Origin of the sequence: Sphingomonas sp. SKA58, assembly GCF_000153545.1 — a bacterium.
Lineage (GTDB): Bacteria > Pseudomonadota > Alphaproteobacteria > Sphingomonadales > Sphingomonadaceae > Sphingobium > Sphingobium soli.
In genome coordinates this window covers 184,619-199,553 of record NZ_CH959306.1, presented here as the reverse complement: position 1 = coordinate 199,553, position 14,935 = coordinate 184,619, and the positions used below count along the sequence as shown (strand labels likewise).

The window sequence follows — 14,935 nt, the reverse complement described above, 5'->3', positions numbered from 1 at the left end:
CCTTGTTATTCCTGTACCCGCCGCGTGGAAGCGGGCGAAGATCGTCAATTCGCCTTGGCTGGGTCAGCGCCGATCAGGGTGACCAGGCGGTCGCGCTCGGCCTGCGACAACTGGTCATAGGTGCGCGGCTTGGGCAATTTGGCGAGTTCGGCTTCCGACGATTTCAGGATTTCCGGCATGGCCTGCATCATCTGCGGCATGACCTTTTGCATCCGCCCCAGATAATGGGGGTCGGTCGCCAGCTCCATGAAGCCTGCACCGAATTTCGCGCCTACGGGCGTCTTCATGAAGGCGGCGATCTGGTCCAGTTCCGCTGCCGAATAGCGATGGGCGAACGCTTCGGCCATGCCCGCGCGCATATCGGGTTCATATCTGCTCATGAAGCGCCCCATGGCCGGCATCATCGTGTTCACGATCACATCCATTCGCTTGCGGAAATTGGGATCGATGATCGCCATCACTTGTTCCATCGTGCCTTGGCCCAGGGAGTCCGCCTTTTCGGGATCCATGCCGCCGACCTTCAGAAATTCACGGATCGGCATTTTGGTCATGCCATCCATCATCGGACCCATCATCTTCTGCATCATCGGACCCATCATCTTTTCCATCGTGCCGTCGGGCAGGATGACAGCGACAATGGGTTGGGCCTTGGCGAGCAACGCTGGATCAGTCGGCGTTTCGGCGGCGACGGGCGCCGCGATCTGCGCATACCCGGCGACCGGCGTCATCAGCATGATCAACGACAGAAACAGCCCGCGCCTCACGCCGCGACCCTCTCGCCCGAGGCCGCCTTGGCCTTCGCCTTCAGATAGCGATGCATATGCTCGGTCACGTCGCGGCCGTCGCGGATCGCCCAGACGACCAGCGAAGCGCCGCGCACGATGTCGCCGGCGGCGAACACGCCGTCCATGCTGGTCATCATCGTCTTGTGATCGACGCGCAGCGTGCCCCAGCGGGTGACCGACAGATCGTCTGCGCCAAACAAGCTGGGCAGGTCTTCGGGGTCGTAGCCCAGTGCCTTGATGACCAGGTCCGCCTCCAGCGTATGTTCGCTGCCCGGATCAGGTTCGGGCGCACGGCGGCCCGACGCGTCGGGCTGGCCCAGGCGCATCTTCGTGACCTTGACGCCGGTCACATGGTCGGTGCCCTCAAACGCGATCGGCGCGGTCAGCCACACGAACTCGACGCCTTCCTCCTCGGCATTGGCGACTTCGCGCTGGGACCCCGGCATATTGTCGCGGTCGCGGCGATAGAGGCACTTCACCGACTTCGCCCCCTGGCGGATGGCGGTGCGCACGCAGTCCATCGCCGTGTCGCCGCCGCCGATGACGACGACATTCTTGCCCGTCGCCAGCAGGCTGCCATCCTCATGTTCGGGCACCGCGTCGCCAAAGCCGGCGCGGTTGGAGGCGGTGAGGAAATCAAGCGCCTTCACCACGCCCGCCGCGCCCACGCCCGGCGCCTTGATATCGCGCGGCTTATAGACGCCGGTCGCGATCAGGATCGCGTCATGTTTTTCGCGCAATTGCTCCATCGTCGCGTCGCGGCCGACCTCGAAGCCTTCGTGGAAGACGATGCCGCCGTCCTTCAACCGCTGGACGCGGCGCATGACCACGTCCTTTTCCAGCTTGAAGCCAGGGATGCCATAGGTCAGCAGCCCGCCGGCACGGTCATGCCGGTCATAGACATGCACCTCATAGCCGGCGACGCGCAGATATTCGGCGGTGGTGAGGCCGGCCGGTCCCGCGCCGATCACGCCGATCGACTGGCCCATGGCCTTGCCGGGGACGAGCGGCTCGACCCAGCCTTCTTTCCAGGCGGTGTCGGTGATGAATTTTTCCACGCTGCCGATGGTGACGGCGCCGTGCCCGGAAAATTCGATGACGCAATTGCCTTCGCACAGCCGGTCCTGCGGGCAGATGCGGCCGCAGATTTCGGGCATTGTGCTGGTCAGGTTCGACAGCTCATAGGCTTCGCGCAGCCGCCCCTCCGCCGTCAGGCGCAGCCAGTCGGGAATGTGATTGTGCAACGGGCAATGGGTGGAGCAATAGGGAACGCCGCATTGCGAGCAGCGCGACGCCTGCTCCTCCGCCTTGTCCACGATGAAGCTGCGACTGATTTCCAGAAAGTCGTCGGCGCGGTCGTCCGCGGCACGCTTGTCGGGATAGGCCTGGCCCAGTCCTACAAATTTCAGCATCGGATTGTCGGCCATTGCATGTCCTCAACGTCTGTGTTGGGCAAGCGCATAGCAGGAAAACCCGCAGAGTCACGCGGTTTTTGACTTATAGGTCAGGTTTAGTGACCTAATATTTGACCTAAAAAGGAGAAGATTGCGGTTCCTTGAAATTTTCTTTCGCAATATAGAGCCGGTTCGGCCCTACCTCATCGCAAGCCAGACCAGTGCCGACGCGCCCGCGACGATTCGATACCAGGCGAAAGGCGCGAACCCATGTTTCGACACCAGCCCGACGAACGCCTTTATGACGACGATGGCAACGAGGAAGGACACGACGAAGCCCAGCGCGATACTGTCCCACCCGACTGCCGCGCTGGTGATCCGATCGCCCTTTTTGATAAGCTCCAGGGCGGTCGCACCCAGCATGGTCGGGATCGCCAGGAAAAAGCTGAACTCGGCCGCCGTGCGCCTTTCCACGCCAAGCGTCAGCGCACCCATGATCGTCGCGCCGGACCGGCTGACGCCCGGCACCATCGCCAAGCACTGGATGAAGCCAATGCCGATCACGCGGACCATGGGAATGTCGGCGATGCCATGGAACAGGTCCTGCTTTACCATCCGTTCGATCAGCAGGATGGCGACACCGCCCGCTATCAAGGCCCAGGCGACCACCTGCGGCGCGCCCAGCAAAATCTCGATATAGTCGTGCAGCGCCAGGCCGATGACCGCCGCCGGGATGAAGGCGACGACCAGATTGCGCAGGAAGCGCCAGCTTACCGGCTCGCGCCGCAGCAATCCCATCGCCACCGCCCAGAAGGTACGCCAGTAGAGCACCACCACCGCCAGGATCGCGCCCAGCTGGATGACGACGTTGAACATCGCCCAGGTCGACGCATCATAGCCCAGCAATTCGCTCGCCAGAATAAGGTGCCCGGTCGACGACACAGGCAAAAACTCGGTCAGCCCTTCGACAATGCCCAGCAGGATGACGGTGAGATAATGAAGGTCCATGGCGACGCCCTATTGCGCTTGCATAAAAAATCCTCCCCGGTTGCGGGGAGGAGCTTAACGGGCGGGACAGGCCGTGCCCGATCCCGCCCCGATGATTTCAGCCTGGCTCAGGCGCGCACGCGTCCGGCGAAGCGCCCATGGCGGCGATAGCGCACCAGCCATTTGTCGGCGACGGCCGCCATGGGCGTCGCTGATACGCCCAGCGCGTCGAGGCCCGGCGCGCCCGCAGCGGCGACATTGTCGCGGCCCAGCATCGCCAGCTGATCGCGCGTGATCGGCCCGCCCGGCAGCATCGCGAGCAGCGAGGCGACGCCGCCCGGCACGTCGACGATCGGCTTGTCCCGGCCGATCTGCTTGGCGATCCAGCTGTTGATCTCCTTCATCGACAGGATTTGCGGCCCGGCGACCTCATAGACCGTGCCGCCATGCAGGTCCGGCCGTTCAGCGGCGTTGGCGATCGCGTCGGCCACATCGCCGACATAGACGGGCTGGAATTTGGTGGCACCGCTGATTACCGGAATGACGGGCATGGACGCGATGAGGTCCGCGAAGCGGTTGAGAAACTGGTCCTGCGGGCCGAAGATGATCGAGGGGCGGATGATCGTCGCGCCGGGAAAAGCCTCTTTCACCGCAGCCTCTCCCGCCGCCTTGGACCGGCCATAAGCGGACGGGCTTTCCGCGTCCGCGCCGATCGCCGACACATGCACCAAGGCGCGCACATTGGCGGCGGCGGCGGCCTGTGCGACATGCGCCGCGCCCTGATGATGAAAGGCGTCGAAGTCGCCCGCCAATATGCCGACCAGATTGATGACCACGTCGCTGCCCGCGATCGCGCGTTCGACGGTCGCAGGCTTGCGGATGTCGGCAGCGACGAACTGGCTTTGCCCCAGCGCGCCCAGCGATTTCACCTTGATCGCACTGGCCAGGTCGCGCTGCGCGATCCGCACGCGCGCGCCCCGCGCCATCAGCGCCTGTGCGACCTGCCGGCCCAGAAAGCCGCCGCCGCCGAAGATCGTAACCAGACTGTCCTTCATCACGCGCGTCCCATATCTTCCAAGCTGAAGGGAATGACTCTGCCCATCCCCTTGCAACAGCCGCCGCGCGCTGACAACCGCCCCGCGCGCGCGCCGTTCCTTTTTTGCCCGTTTTGGCGGCTCGATCGAGCTATCAGCCGATCCAGCCTTGCAGGTCGGCGATCATCCACAGCCCCAGCAGCAGGAACAGCAACGCCGCCGCCAGTTGCAGCGCGCGCATCGACACCTTGCGGGCCAGCGCCTCGCCAAAGAGCACGGCGGGCACATTGGCGATCATCATGCCCAGCGTCGTGCCGGCCGTCACGGCGAGCAGATTGTCGAACTGCGCGCCCAGCGCCACGGTCGCCACCTGCGTCTTGTCGCCCATCTCCACCAGGAAGAAGGCAACCAGCGTAGTGAGAAACACGCCCGCCTTCGACGGGGCCTTGAGCGGGGCATCCTCGTCGATCTTGTCAGGGATCAGCGTCCAGGCGGCCATCGCGATGAAGGATGCGGCGACGGCATAGCGAAACCAGGGCTGGGTCAGCACGCCGGCGATCGAATGGCCGACCAGCGCAGCAAGGAAATGATTGGCGAGCGTCGCGACCAATATGCCCAGGATGATCGGCACCGGCTTGCGGAAGCGGGTGGCGAGCAGCATGGCGAGCAACTGGGTCTTGTCACCCATTTCAGCCAGCGCCACGAGCGCGCAGGACGTCAGCAGGGCATCCATTCGGGAAAATCTCCGGGCCGGGCTTTCTGCAACAGACACAATGCCACCGTCGCATTCCGCCCGGCCGGACAGGAACGCGTCGATGCCATTGGTCTCGCCCGATGCGGCTTTGCGCCGCGCCCCATGCGCCACGGCCTCTCAGCCGAATATGTTGACGCATGGCCCGTTCCGGAAAAAGGAACGGCTGGCTACTCCCCAGATGACGGGCCAGCGTCTAGGCGGTCAGGCGCAAGAACACAAGCCACCTGTCAGCTCAAAGGGCGGATCAGCGGGTCGGCACGGGTTCCGGCCCGGAATAATCGTAAAAGCCGCGGCCGGTCTTGCGGCCATACCAGCCCGCTTCGACATATTTGACCAGCAGCGGCGCGGGGCGATATTTGGGATCGCCGGTGGTGGTGAGAAACACGTTCAGAATTTCCAGCGCCGTGTCGAGCCCGACGAAATCGAGCAAGGTCAACGGTCCCATCGGATGGTTGAGCCCCAGCTTGCAGCCCTGGTCGATGTCGGTGACGCTGCCCACGCCTTCGCCCAGCACGAACACCGCCTCATTCAGCATCGGCAGCAGGATGCGGTTGACGACGAAACCGGGCGCGTCGAACGCATGAACCGCAGTCTTGCCGATCCGCGTGGCATAGGCTTCCACCGCCTCCACGACCTCAGGCGTCGTCGCCAGCCCACGGATAATTTCGACCAGCACCATCACCGGCACCGGATTGAAGAAATGCACGCCGATGAACCGCTCCGCGTCAGGCGCGGCCTGCGCCAGCCGGGTGATGGGAATGGACGATGTGTTGGTCGCCAGGATTGCGTCCTTGCCCAGCAGCTTGCCGACATTGCCGAAAATCGCGCGCTTCACCTCCTCGCGCTCGGTCGCGGCCTCGATCACGAACTGGGCATCGGCCAGCGGCGCCAGCTCGCCCACCGGCGTGATGCGCGCCAGAACGGCGTCGGCTTCGGACTGGGTCATCTTTTCCTTGTCGACCGCGCGGGCCAGCAGCTTGGCGATATTCGCCTTGCCCTTTTCGGCGCGCGGCAGATCAATGTCGGACAGGATGACATCATATCCCGCCTGCGCCGACACCTGGGCGATGCCGATGCCCATTTGTCCCGCGCCAATGACGCCCAAGGTGCGAATATCCGTCATGCAAATCCTCCCTGTCCATCCTGCCCGTCCCCTTAGTCACGGCGCGCGCGCAAAACCAGAGGCGCGTTCTCATTATAATGGCCAGCCGGGCGGATGGGACGAGCAATCGAACGGAATGGCGCACGCAGCGATTTTCCCGCTTTGCCTAGCGCCCGCCCCATGGTTAAAAGCCCGCCATGCCCTTGCCCGAACCGATGCCAGCGCCAGCGACCGGACGCTTCCTGTCCGCCGTGCATCATTTCCCGCTGCGCATCTATTTTGAGGACACCGATCTTTCGGGCCTGGTCTATCACGCCAATTATCTGCGCTACATGGAGCGCGCCCGGTCCGACATGCTGCGTATCGCGGGTATCGACCAGCGGAGCGAGCATGAAGGGGGCAGCGGCGTCTATGCCGTCACCGACCTTGCGATCCGCTATCGCCGGCCCGCGCGGCTGGACGATGAGCTGATGGTGGTCAGCCGGGTCGCCGCCGTGCGATCGGCCAGTTGCACCATTGACCAATCCGTCATGCGCGGCGACGAAGAGCTGACCAACGCCACCATCACCGTCGCCTGGCTGACGCCGCAGGGCCGCCCGCAACGTCAGCCAAAGGCCTGGACCGACATTTACACCCGCCTTTGCCAAGGGGAAGATCTCCACCCATGACGCTCAACCTGCCCGCCGGCGCGATGACCGACGCCGCGACCATTTCCCCGCTCGCCCTGTTCCTTCAGGCCGACATCGTCGTCAAAGGCGTGATGATCGGCCTGTTGCTGGCCAGCATCTGGACCTGGGCGATGATCATCGGCTTCAGCGTCACGCTGCGCAAGGCCAGCAAGGAAAGCCGCAAGTTCGAAGCGGATTTCTGGAAGGCCGAGGATATCGACCGTTTCTACGAAGCGCGTGGCAAGGGCAGCTTCCCGGCGGCCAAGGTCATGGCGGCCGGCGTCACCGAATGGCGCCGCTCGACCGCGCAGAAGGTGATCGACCGCGAAGGCACGCGCGACCGGCTGTCTACCGTCATGTCCAGCACCATCGCCAGCGAGGTCGATCGCCTGTCCGACCGGCTGAACATCCTGGCAACGATCGGATCGGTCGCGCCTTTCGTCGGCCTTTTCGGCACCGTTTGGGGCATCATGCGCGCCTTCACCTCGATCGCGGCCGAACAGAATAGCTCGCTTGCCGTCGTCGCGCCGGGCATTGCTGAAGCGCTGTTCGCGACCGCCATCGGCCTGTTCGCCGCCATCCCCGCCGTCATCGCCTACAATCGCTTCAGCCACGGCATCAACCGGCTGGAAGCGGCGATGACGCGCTTTGCCGACGGCTTCTATTCGACGCTCAGCCGCGAACTGGAGGCGCAGCGATGAACTTGGGCATCGCTGCAAGAGCGGGAGCGCGCTGATGGCGATGGCGGGTCCCCCTTCCGGGCGGCGCGGGCGCGGCCGCGCGCCCATGGCCGACATCAACGTGACGCCCCTGGTCGACGTCATGCTGGTGCTGCTCATCATCTTCATGGTGACGGCGCCGCTGCTGGTGACGGGTGTTCCTGTCAACCTGCCCGAAACCCGCGCCAAGGGGCTGGACCAGGACGCCAAGCCGACGGTCGTGTCGATCGACCGCGACGGCGGCCTGTTTATCGACGACGCGCAGATCAGCGACGCCGAATTGCCCGACCGCCTGGCCGAAATCATGGCGGCCAATGCCGGCAAGGCGGACGCGCCGCAGATTTTCCTGCGCGCCGACACCGCGCTCGACTATGGCCGGGTAATGCGGGTCATGGGCGAGCTGAACCGAGCCGGCCTCAACAAGGTTGCGCTGGTCAGCACCGGCTCGGACAGCGACGGTTCAGAATAGGGGCCATAGGTCGTTTATATGGAGCGCGCGGAAAAGATCGGCCTTGGCGTCGCGACGGCGGGACATGTCCTCCTGTTCGGCTTGCTGTCGGCCGGATTCCTCTCGACCCCCAACCCGCTCAAGCTCAACAGCCCACCCATGGACGTGAGCCTGGTGGACGAGGTGGCGCTCAAATCCATGGCGCCGCAAATTTCGACGCAGCCGCCCCCGCCCAGCGTCGCCCCGGATCAGGGTCCGACCGAAGAGGCCGCGCCCGCGCCTGAACCCGCGCCTGCGCCGGAACCGACGCCCGCGCCGCCCGAACCTGCGCCAGCGCCGCCGCGCCCCGCGCCAAAGGAGGCTCCGGTCAAGCCCAGGGAAAAGCCCGCGCCGCCCAAAAAAGCGACGGCCAAGGCTCCTGCCAAACCAAAGCCCGCAGCCGAAAAGCCGGCGGCGAAGGCAAAGCCCAAGCCTGAAAAACCGGCTTCAAAGCCTGCCGCGGCGACGCCCGCCAAATCATCGAGCAAAGCCAAGATGACAAGTGACGCGCCGGCCAAGGCATCGGGCGCGGGCAAGGCGGACAAGCCGCGCGGATCGCTGCTGGGCAAGGATTTCCTCAAGGGCATCGACACCAGCGCCGATGCCCCGCGCAAGGCCGCGCCGCCGCCCGCCGCCGCCATGGGGCCGGCGCAGAAATCGGCATTGGACGCGGAAATCCGCCGTCAGCTCAAACCGCACTGGCGTCCGCCTTCGGGCGCGGACGCCGACCAGCTCGTCACCCTGCTGGAGGTGCGGCTGGACAAGAGCGGCGCGCTTGTCGGCACACCGCAGGTGATCGACCAGCTTGGCGTCACGGCCAGCAATCGGCCGCAGGCCAAGCTGCACGCCGAACGCGCGATCCAGGCCGTGAAACTCGCCGCCCCCTTCAGGAATTTGCCCCCTGAATTTTACGACCAATGGAAATGGCTCCGGCCACTCCGCTTTGACGCGAGGCTGAACCGATGAAAACGACCTTCCTGCGCACCCTGTCGCTTGCGACGGTCGCGCTCGCCGCCCTGTTGACTGCACCGGCCATGGCGCAATTGTCGGTCGATGTGACCGGCGACATTGACAGCAATCTTAAGATCGCGGTGCCGCCCATGCCCGCGCAGCAGGAGGCCGACACGCCGGCCGGGTCTGCCAGCGACCTTGGCCGCAAGATCGCCGAAGTCATCGCGTCGGACCTTAAAAGCTCCGGCCTGTTCGATCCTTCGGGACCTAGCGGCCTACCCGCCATACCCTTCCCCGAAGTCACCTTCCCCCAATATCAGAAATGGGGCGCCTACCAGGCGTTGGTGCAGGGCTTCGTGCGGACCAGTGGCGGCGAAGCCGACATCACCGTGGGCTGCTATCTCTATGACGTGGCGCTGCAACAGGAACTGACGCGCCAGGGCTATGTCGTCGCCCCGCGCGACTGGCGACGCGCGGCGCATAAATGCGCCGACGCCATCTATGCCCGCCTGTCGGGCGAAAGCCCCTTCTTCGACAGCCGCATCGCCTATATCGCCGAAAGCGGCCCCAAGGGGAACCGGACCAAGCGGCTCGCCATCATGGATTCGGACGGCGCGAACCACCGCTTCATCACCAACGGCCAGTCGATCGCGCTCACCCCGCGCTTTTCCCCCGATTACAAATCCATCGTCTATGTCAGCTATCTGGGCAGCCGGGTCCGCCTCTATGTCTATGACATCGGCACCGGACAGCAGCGCCTTGTGACGGAAAGCAACAACCCGACCTTCGCGCCGCGCTGGTCGCCCGATGGCCGCAACATTCTCTTTTCTATGGCGGTCGCGGGCAATACCGATATTTATCGCGTCTCCGCCAATGGCGGATCGCCGGTGCGCCTCACCAACTCGCCCGGCATCGACGTGGGCGGCAGCTATTCGCCCGACGGCAGCCGCATCGTCTTCGAAAGCGACCGGTCCGGTGGCCAGCAACTCTATGTCATGAATGCCGACGGGTCGAACCAGCGCCGGATCAGCCATGGCGGGGGCCGTTACGCGACGCCCGAATGGAGCCCGCGCGGAGACCTCATCGCCTTCACCAAGCTGTCGGGCGACTTCAAGATCGCGGTGATGTCGCCAAATGGCGACAATGAGCGGATATTGACCAACGGCTGGCAGGACGAACAGCCCACCTGGTCGCCCAATGGCCGGGTGCTGCAATTTTTCCGCACGACGCCGGGCCGCCAGGGCACCAGCCAGGTGTGGCAGGTGGACCTGACCGGCGTCAACGAACGGCGCATCCCGACGCCGCTCAGCGGGTCCGACCCGGCCTGGGGACCGCTGCTTCCCTGACCGGGCCGCCGGAACCCAATCGTCTTGACAGCGTAACGATGTTTACAGACCCTGTCGCCGCCCCCTCCCCTTCAAGCCGGGCGGCAGACAGCGCAACAAGGAGACCTTGTGATGAAATTGTCCCGCACCGTGCTCGCCGCAAGCGCCATCATCGCCCTTGCCGCCTGCTCGAAAAAGCCGCCGGCCGAACTGCCCCCCGCGCCCGGTGGCACGGACGCTGGCAGCACCATGCCCACCGGCCCCGCCACGCCCGCCGGCCCGCGCAAGGGCAGCCAGGAAGATTTCGTTGCGTCCGTCGCCTCCGACCGCATCTTCTTTGGCCTCGACCAATATGATGTTGATGCTGAGGATCAGGCGACACTGCAAAGCCAGGCCGCCTGGTTGCAGCAGAACCCGTCGGTCCGCGTCACGATCGAGGGCCATGCCGACGAACGCGGCACGCGTGACTATAATATTGCGCTCGGTGAACGCCGCGCCAATGCCGCCAAAAACTATCTCGCCTCGCTCGGCATCGATCCCGGCCGGATCACCACCGTCAGCTATGGCAAGGAACGCCCCGCCGCGCTCGGCTCCGACGAAGCCGCCTGGGCGCAGAACCGCCGCGCCGTGACGGTCACGATCCAATATTGATCCGGGCGCTTCGACCCGACGACATGATGGCCCGCCGATCGCCCCTGATCGGCGGGCCTTTTCGTCAGCCGCAACAAATCTGCTGACAACGCCGCCAAATTGCCCGATACCCTTTCCGATATATGGGACGCGCCCGCCATATGGGACGCGCAAGGGGCAAGCATGGCGACACAGCATCAGGACGACAAACAGGAACAGGGGGTCAAGGGCACGCAGACCTTGATGCGGGCGCTCGACATCATGGACGAAGTGATCGACGGGCCGATCCGCGCCGCCGACCTTGCTCGCAAACTGGGCATGAGCAAGACCACCGCCCACCGGCTGGTGCAGGCGCTGCGCTCGCGCAACTATCTGTCGGTCACGCGCGACGGCTTCGCGCTGGGGCCCAAATTGTTGCAGCTGGGCGTGCTGGCGACCGAACAGATCGACTATGTCCGCGTCGCCCGCCCCTTCATGGAATTATTGTCCGAACGCACCGGCTTTTGCGTTTTCGTGGGCAAGCGGGAGGGCGAATTTTCCCGCCATCTGGACCGCGTCACCGGCACGCAGCGTCTGCGCGTCGCGACCGCGCCGGGCGACCGCCGCCCCATCGCGGAAACCGGCATCGGCAAAGCGTTGCTGCTCGACGAGGATGAGGAGACGTGGCAGCGCCTCTATGTCGAGGCCAAGGGCGGGACCGCCACCAAGGCGCAGATCGACCGTTTCCTCAAGGACATGCGCGCGCACAAAGCGCGTGGCATGGTGTTGCATGACAGCGAGCTGGGCGATGGCGTACGGTCCATCGCGGTGCCGATCCGCGATGCCAAGGGCCAGATCGGCATTGCCATCTCGATCGCCAGCGCGGCCCATTATCTGACCGACGATCTGCGCCCCGACCTTGCCGAACAGGTGCGTCGCGCCGCCGAACAGATTAGCGGCGCCGTGGGCTACGCCGCGCCGCGCTGACGCGGCCTACCCCGACAAGAAAAAGGGCGCGGTCCACAGATGTGACCGCGCCCTTCAAGTTTCGGGAGGATTGGGGGATTACATCCGGTAGGTCACGCCGAAGGTGAAGGTCCGGCCGATCCGCGTTTCGAACAGCGTGTCCTGACGCTGGCTGTCGATATAAAGGCGGTTCTGTTCATCGGTCAGGTTTTGCGCCTCGACGATGATCTTCAGCCGGTCGGTCACATTGTAGCTGGCCGACGCATCCATGTAGAAGGTCTTGGCATTGCCCTGAAGATCGCTGCCCGGCGACGCCGGGATGCCGCGGATGAACTTGTCGCGGAAATTGCCGGTGGTGCGGATGGAGAACTTGTCATCCTCATAATAGAGCGTGCCCGACGCGGTATTTTTCGACAGGCCGACCAGGTCCGCCGTGGTTGTGACCGTTGGCGTACCGTTCACACTGGCAAGGATATAGTCGATCTTCGATGTGACATGGGTGTAGTTGGCCAGCACGCCGAAATTACCCAGGAACCCGTCCAGGAAGGTGAAGGGAATCTGCGCATTGAGCTCGATGCCCTTGAGCGGCCCGCCCGGCGTGTTGAAGGGCTGCGACACGGTGAACAGCTCGGTCGGTGCGGTGTTGGTCCCGTCCAGTAGCTCGATCGGCAGGCCCAGTTCGTTGAACGGGATCTGGCTGTTCACATTCTGGATGAAGCTCTTGATGTCCTTGTAGAAGAAGGCAGCCGACAGCAGCGATCCGGGGCGGAAATACCATTCCACCGCCACGTCGAACGTGTTGGCGCGAATGGGGTCGAGGAAGGGGTTGTTGACATTGCCGACGCGGGTCACGCCGTTGACGCCGCTGGTGGGCGTAAGCAGCCCCAGTTCCGGACGCGCCAGCACCTTGGCGCCCGACAGGCGGACAAGGACGTTGCGCACCGGCTCGATCACGATATTCGCCGACGGCAGCCAGTCGTCATAGCTGTTGGTGGCCGCGGCGAACTGCCCGCCAAGGCCGGTGGGCGATGTCGCGCTGGACACGGTGATATAGCCCGACGAGCGCATGTCGGTCTTGACGTAGCGCACGCCGATGTCGCCGCGCACGCCAAAACCGATCGCCTCCTCCAGATCGAAATTGGCCATGATGTAGCCGCTCATCACCTCTTCGCGGACCCGGCTGTCGCCGCCGCCGCATTCGACGCCGCAATAGCGCACCGAATCAAAGCCGAAGGTGTCGGCCCATTTTTCCGGGTCGATCGCTGCCCAGCTGGACGGCGCGCCATTGCCCCACAGCTTGTCGACCCCCGTGATCGACCGCGTAAGATCGGCCAGGCTGGTACCGGCCGGCAGCGGCTGCATCACCAGGTCTGCCGAATAGGGCCGCAGGAAGGTCGATTTGAAATCGCTGCGGCGATATTGCCCGCCCGCCCGGAAGGACAGCGCGTCATTGACCGTCCATTTCAAGTTCATTTCGCCGGTCATGTTGTCGGTGGTGTTCTTCGACGGCTTGCCCTGATAGCTGAAGCCGCCAAGGACCGTGCCATCGGGCCGACCCGGCGCATAGTTGAAGCTGGCCGGATCATTGACGTCGATGCCGAAGCCCAGAACGGGCGTCGTGCCGCCATCGCGGAAATCGATGGTGAAACCATCAGTGTCGATCGCGTCCATATAGGTTTGCAGGCGCTTCTTGCCGTCCCAGATCGACCGGTTGAAGCCGACGATGCCGCTCACTTCCAGATTGTCGTTGAGGCGACGGCGGAAATTGAGGTTCGCCTGCTTGAAGGTCGATACGAAATTGTCGACCAGTCCTTCCGACCGCACATCGACGCCGTCGAACGCGCCATAGACGAGCGAGCCATTCTCATCGAATTCGACATCGCGCACCGACGTCATCGGCTGACCATTATTGGACGCCGACCGCGCGAAGGAGACAGCGGCGATATAATTGTCGCGCCGCGTGACTTCGAACCGCGAATAGAGCAGGTCGAGCGAAATGTCGGTGTCGTCGTCGGGATTGAATTGCAGCGTCAGCGATCCGCCGATCCGTTCCTGATCCTGTTCGCTGTTGAGGTAGCGCGGCAGGCGCGGCAGGAAGGCGCCGCTGCCCGGCGTATTGGGCAGGTCGTCGCGCCGCAGGTCCTGAATCGCCTGATAGGCGGCAGGGTCGCTGGTGCGTGGATTGCCTGTGCTGCAATTTTCCGCCGTTACACCGCGCAAGAGCAACTGCTCGGGCGTCTGGCCGGCGGTGTTGATCGGCGCGCCCAATGGCGAACAAAAACCGCCATTGGTATTAGCCGACAATATATCGACCGCTGAATAGCCTACTTCGCGGATATTGCGCTTCTGATAGGCGATCGAACCGAGGATGCCGAAGCCGCTGTCGCCGAATTTCTTGGAAATCAGCATCGACGCGCGCGGATCGACCTGTTTCGACAGTTCGTTATAGACGCCGCGCGCGGTCATGGAGAGGACAAAATCGTCCTTCTGGTCCATCGGTTTGGGCGCGGACAGGTCCACTGTCGCGCCCAGCGATCCTTCCTCCACATCGGCCGACGGGGTCTTGCGCACGGTCAGCGCGGAGAAGATTTCGGTCGGGAAGACGTTGAAATCGAAGCTGCGGCCATTATTGCCCGCGCCATAAATGTCCGACGAACCGGTCTGCGACGTGCCTTCCATCCCGTTGATCCGTACGCGGGTGAAGCCGGCGCCCAGGCCGCGCACCGAAATATTGCGGCCTTCGCCGCCGTCGCCACGCGCCAGCGCCACGCCCGGCACGCGCTGCATCGATTCCGCCAGGTTGGAGTCAGGGAATTTGCCGATATCTTCGGCCACGATCGAATCGATCGCCGCGGCTTCCTGCCGCTTCATGCCCAGCGCGCTGTCCAGCGACGCGCGGAAGCCGGTGACGACAATGTCCGCTGTGTCCTGCTGTTCTGCCTGTTCCTGCGCAGCGGCGGACGCGCCGATCATCATGGTCGAAATCATCGCCAGCGCCGACACCCGGCGCGCGAACATGGCACGTGTCACCTGAACAGACATAAATCCTCCCCTTCGATTCCGGCCTTTCCCGGAAGTCCCGCTATATGGAACCATTGCTCAATTTATACGGATTCGCGCGTCAATGCCATAGAAATCAACATATGGCTGATAA

Annotated in this window: 14 protein-coding genes and 1 riboswitch; of the genes, 7 read left to right on the top strand and 7 right to left on the bottom strand. The window is 64.1% G+C overall.

Annotation, left to right across the window (positions count from 1 at the left end; all coding sequences use genetic code 11):
• Positions 1-44: 44 nt before the first annotated feature.
• The 6 genes from SKA58_RS01315 to SKA58_RS01290 form a co-directional block, all read right to left on the bottom strand.
• Positions 45-734, bottom strand: a complete 690-nt coding sequence (locus tag SKA58_RS01315) for a DUF2059 domain-containing protein (protein ID WP_037542407.1) — start codon at positions 732-734, stop codon at positions 45-47.
• 26 nt (positions 735-760) lie between these two features.
• Positions 761-2,212 carry an NAD(P)-dependent oxidoreductase gene (locus SKA58_RS01310; RefSeq protein ID WP_009820530.1) on the bottom strand — a complete coding sequence of 484 codons (1,452 nt, stop codon included), beginning with the start codon at positions 2,210-2,212 and terminating at the stop codon, positions 761-763.
• Positions 2,213-2,377: 165 nt separating this feature from the next.
• Positions 2,378-3,187, bottom strand: coding sequence for an undecaprenyl-diphosphate phosphatase (locus SKA58_RS01305; protein WP_009820529.1), 810 nt, complete (start codon positions 3,185-3,187; stop codon positions 2,378-2,380).
• Between the two features lie 107 nt (positions 3,188-3,294).
• Positions 3,295-4,221: a complex I NDUFA9 subunit family protein gene (locus SKA58_RS01300; protein WP_009820528.1), complete on the bottom strand. Its 927-nt coding sequence runs from the start codon at positions 4,219-4,221 to the stop codon at positions 3,295-3,297.
• Between the two features lie 133 nt (positions 4,222-4,354).
• Positions 4,355-4,933: a TMEM165/GDT1 family protein gene (locus SKA58_RS01295; RefSeq protein WP_037542404.1), complete on the bottom strand. Its 579-nt coding sequence runs from the start codon at positions 4,931-4,933 to the stop codon at positions 4,355-4,357.
• 72 nt (positions 4,934-5,005) lie between these two features.
• Positions 5,006-5,144: riboswitch (yybP-ykoY riboswitch) on the bottom strand.
• Positions 5,145-5,198: 54 nt separating this feature from the next.
• Entirely contained in the window at positions 5,199-6,077 is an 879-nt protein-coding gene (locus tag SKA58_RS01290) for a 3-hydroxyacyl-CoA dehydrogenase NAD-binding domain-containing protein (protein WP_037541994.1), read from the bottom strand.
• A 176-nt stretch (positions 6,078-6,253) separates the two neighbouring features.
• Between SKA58_RS01290 and SKA58_RS01285 the strand changes: the two genes are divergently transcribed.
• The 7 genes from SKA58_RS01285 (at position 6,254) to SKA58_RS01255 (ending at position 11,802) form a co-directional block, all read left to right on the top strand.
• Positions 6,254-6,724 carry a YbgC/FadM family acyl-CoA thioesterase gene (locus SKA58_RS01285; protein ID WP_009820525.1) on the top strand — a complete coding sequence of 157 codons (471 nt, stop codon included), beginning with the start codon at positions 6,254-6,256 and terminating at the stop codon, positions 6,722-6,724.
• The gene (tolQ, locus tag SKA58_RS01280) at positions 6,721-7,425 is read left to right on the top strand and encodes a protein TolQ (RefSeq protein WP_009820524.1); all 705 of its coding nucleotides are present in this window, start codon (positions 6,721-6,723) and stop codon (positions 7,423-7,425) included. Before SKA58_RS01285 ends, tolQ begins: the two co-directional genes overlap by 4 nt.
• A 34-nt stretch (positions 7,426-7,459) precedes the next feature.
• Positions 7,460-7,912, top strand: coding sequence for a protein TolR (gene tolR / locus SKA58_RS01275; RefSeq protein WP_009820523.1), 453 nt, complete (start codon positions 7,460-7,462; stop codon positions 7,910-7,912).
• 18 nt (positions 7,913-7,930) lie between these two features.
• Positions 7,931-8,896, top strand: a complete 966-nt coding sequence (locus SKA58_RS01270) for a hypothetical protein (protein WP_009820522.1) — start codon at positions 7,931-7,933, stop codon at positions 8,894-8,896.
• On the top strand, positions 8,893-10,227 hold the full coding sequence (gene tolB, locus SKA58_RS01265) for a Tol-Pal system beta propeller repeat protein TolB (RefSeq protein WP_009820521.1): 1,335 nt from the start codon (positions 8,893-8,895) through the stop codon (positions 10,225-10,227). The genes SKA58_RS01270 and tolB overlap by 4 nt, the downstream gene beginning before the upstream one ends.
• A 111-nt stretch (positions 10,228-10,338) precedes the next feature.
• Positions 10,339-10,857: a peptidoglycan-associated lipoprotein Pal gene (gene pal, locus SKA58_RS01260; RefSeq protein WP_009820520.1), complete on the top strand. Its 519-nt coding sequence runs from the start codon at positions 10,339-10,341 to the stop codon at positions 10,855-10,857.
• A 162-nt stretch (positions 10,858-11,019) separates the two neighbouring features.
• Positions 11,020-11,802: an IclR family transcriptional regulator gene (locus SKA58_RS01255; RefSeq protein WP_009820519.1), complete on the top strand. Its 783-nt coding sequence runs from the start codon at positions 11,020-11,022 to the stop codon at positions 11,800-11,802.
• Positions 11,803-11,880: 78 nt separating this feature from the next.
• Here SKA58_RS01255 and SKA58_RS01250 read toward each other — a convergent pair whose 3' ends face one another.
• Positions 11,881-14,823 (bottom strand): TonB-dependent receptor, encoded by a 2,943-nt coding sequence (locus SKA58_RS01250; protein WP_037541993.1) that lies wholly within the window; start codon positions 14,821-14,823, stop codon positions 11,881-11,883.
• Between the last annotated feature and the right edge of the window lie 112 nt (positions 14,824-14,935).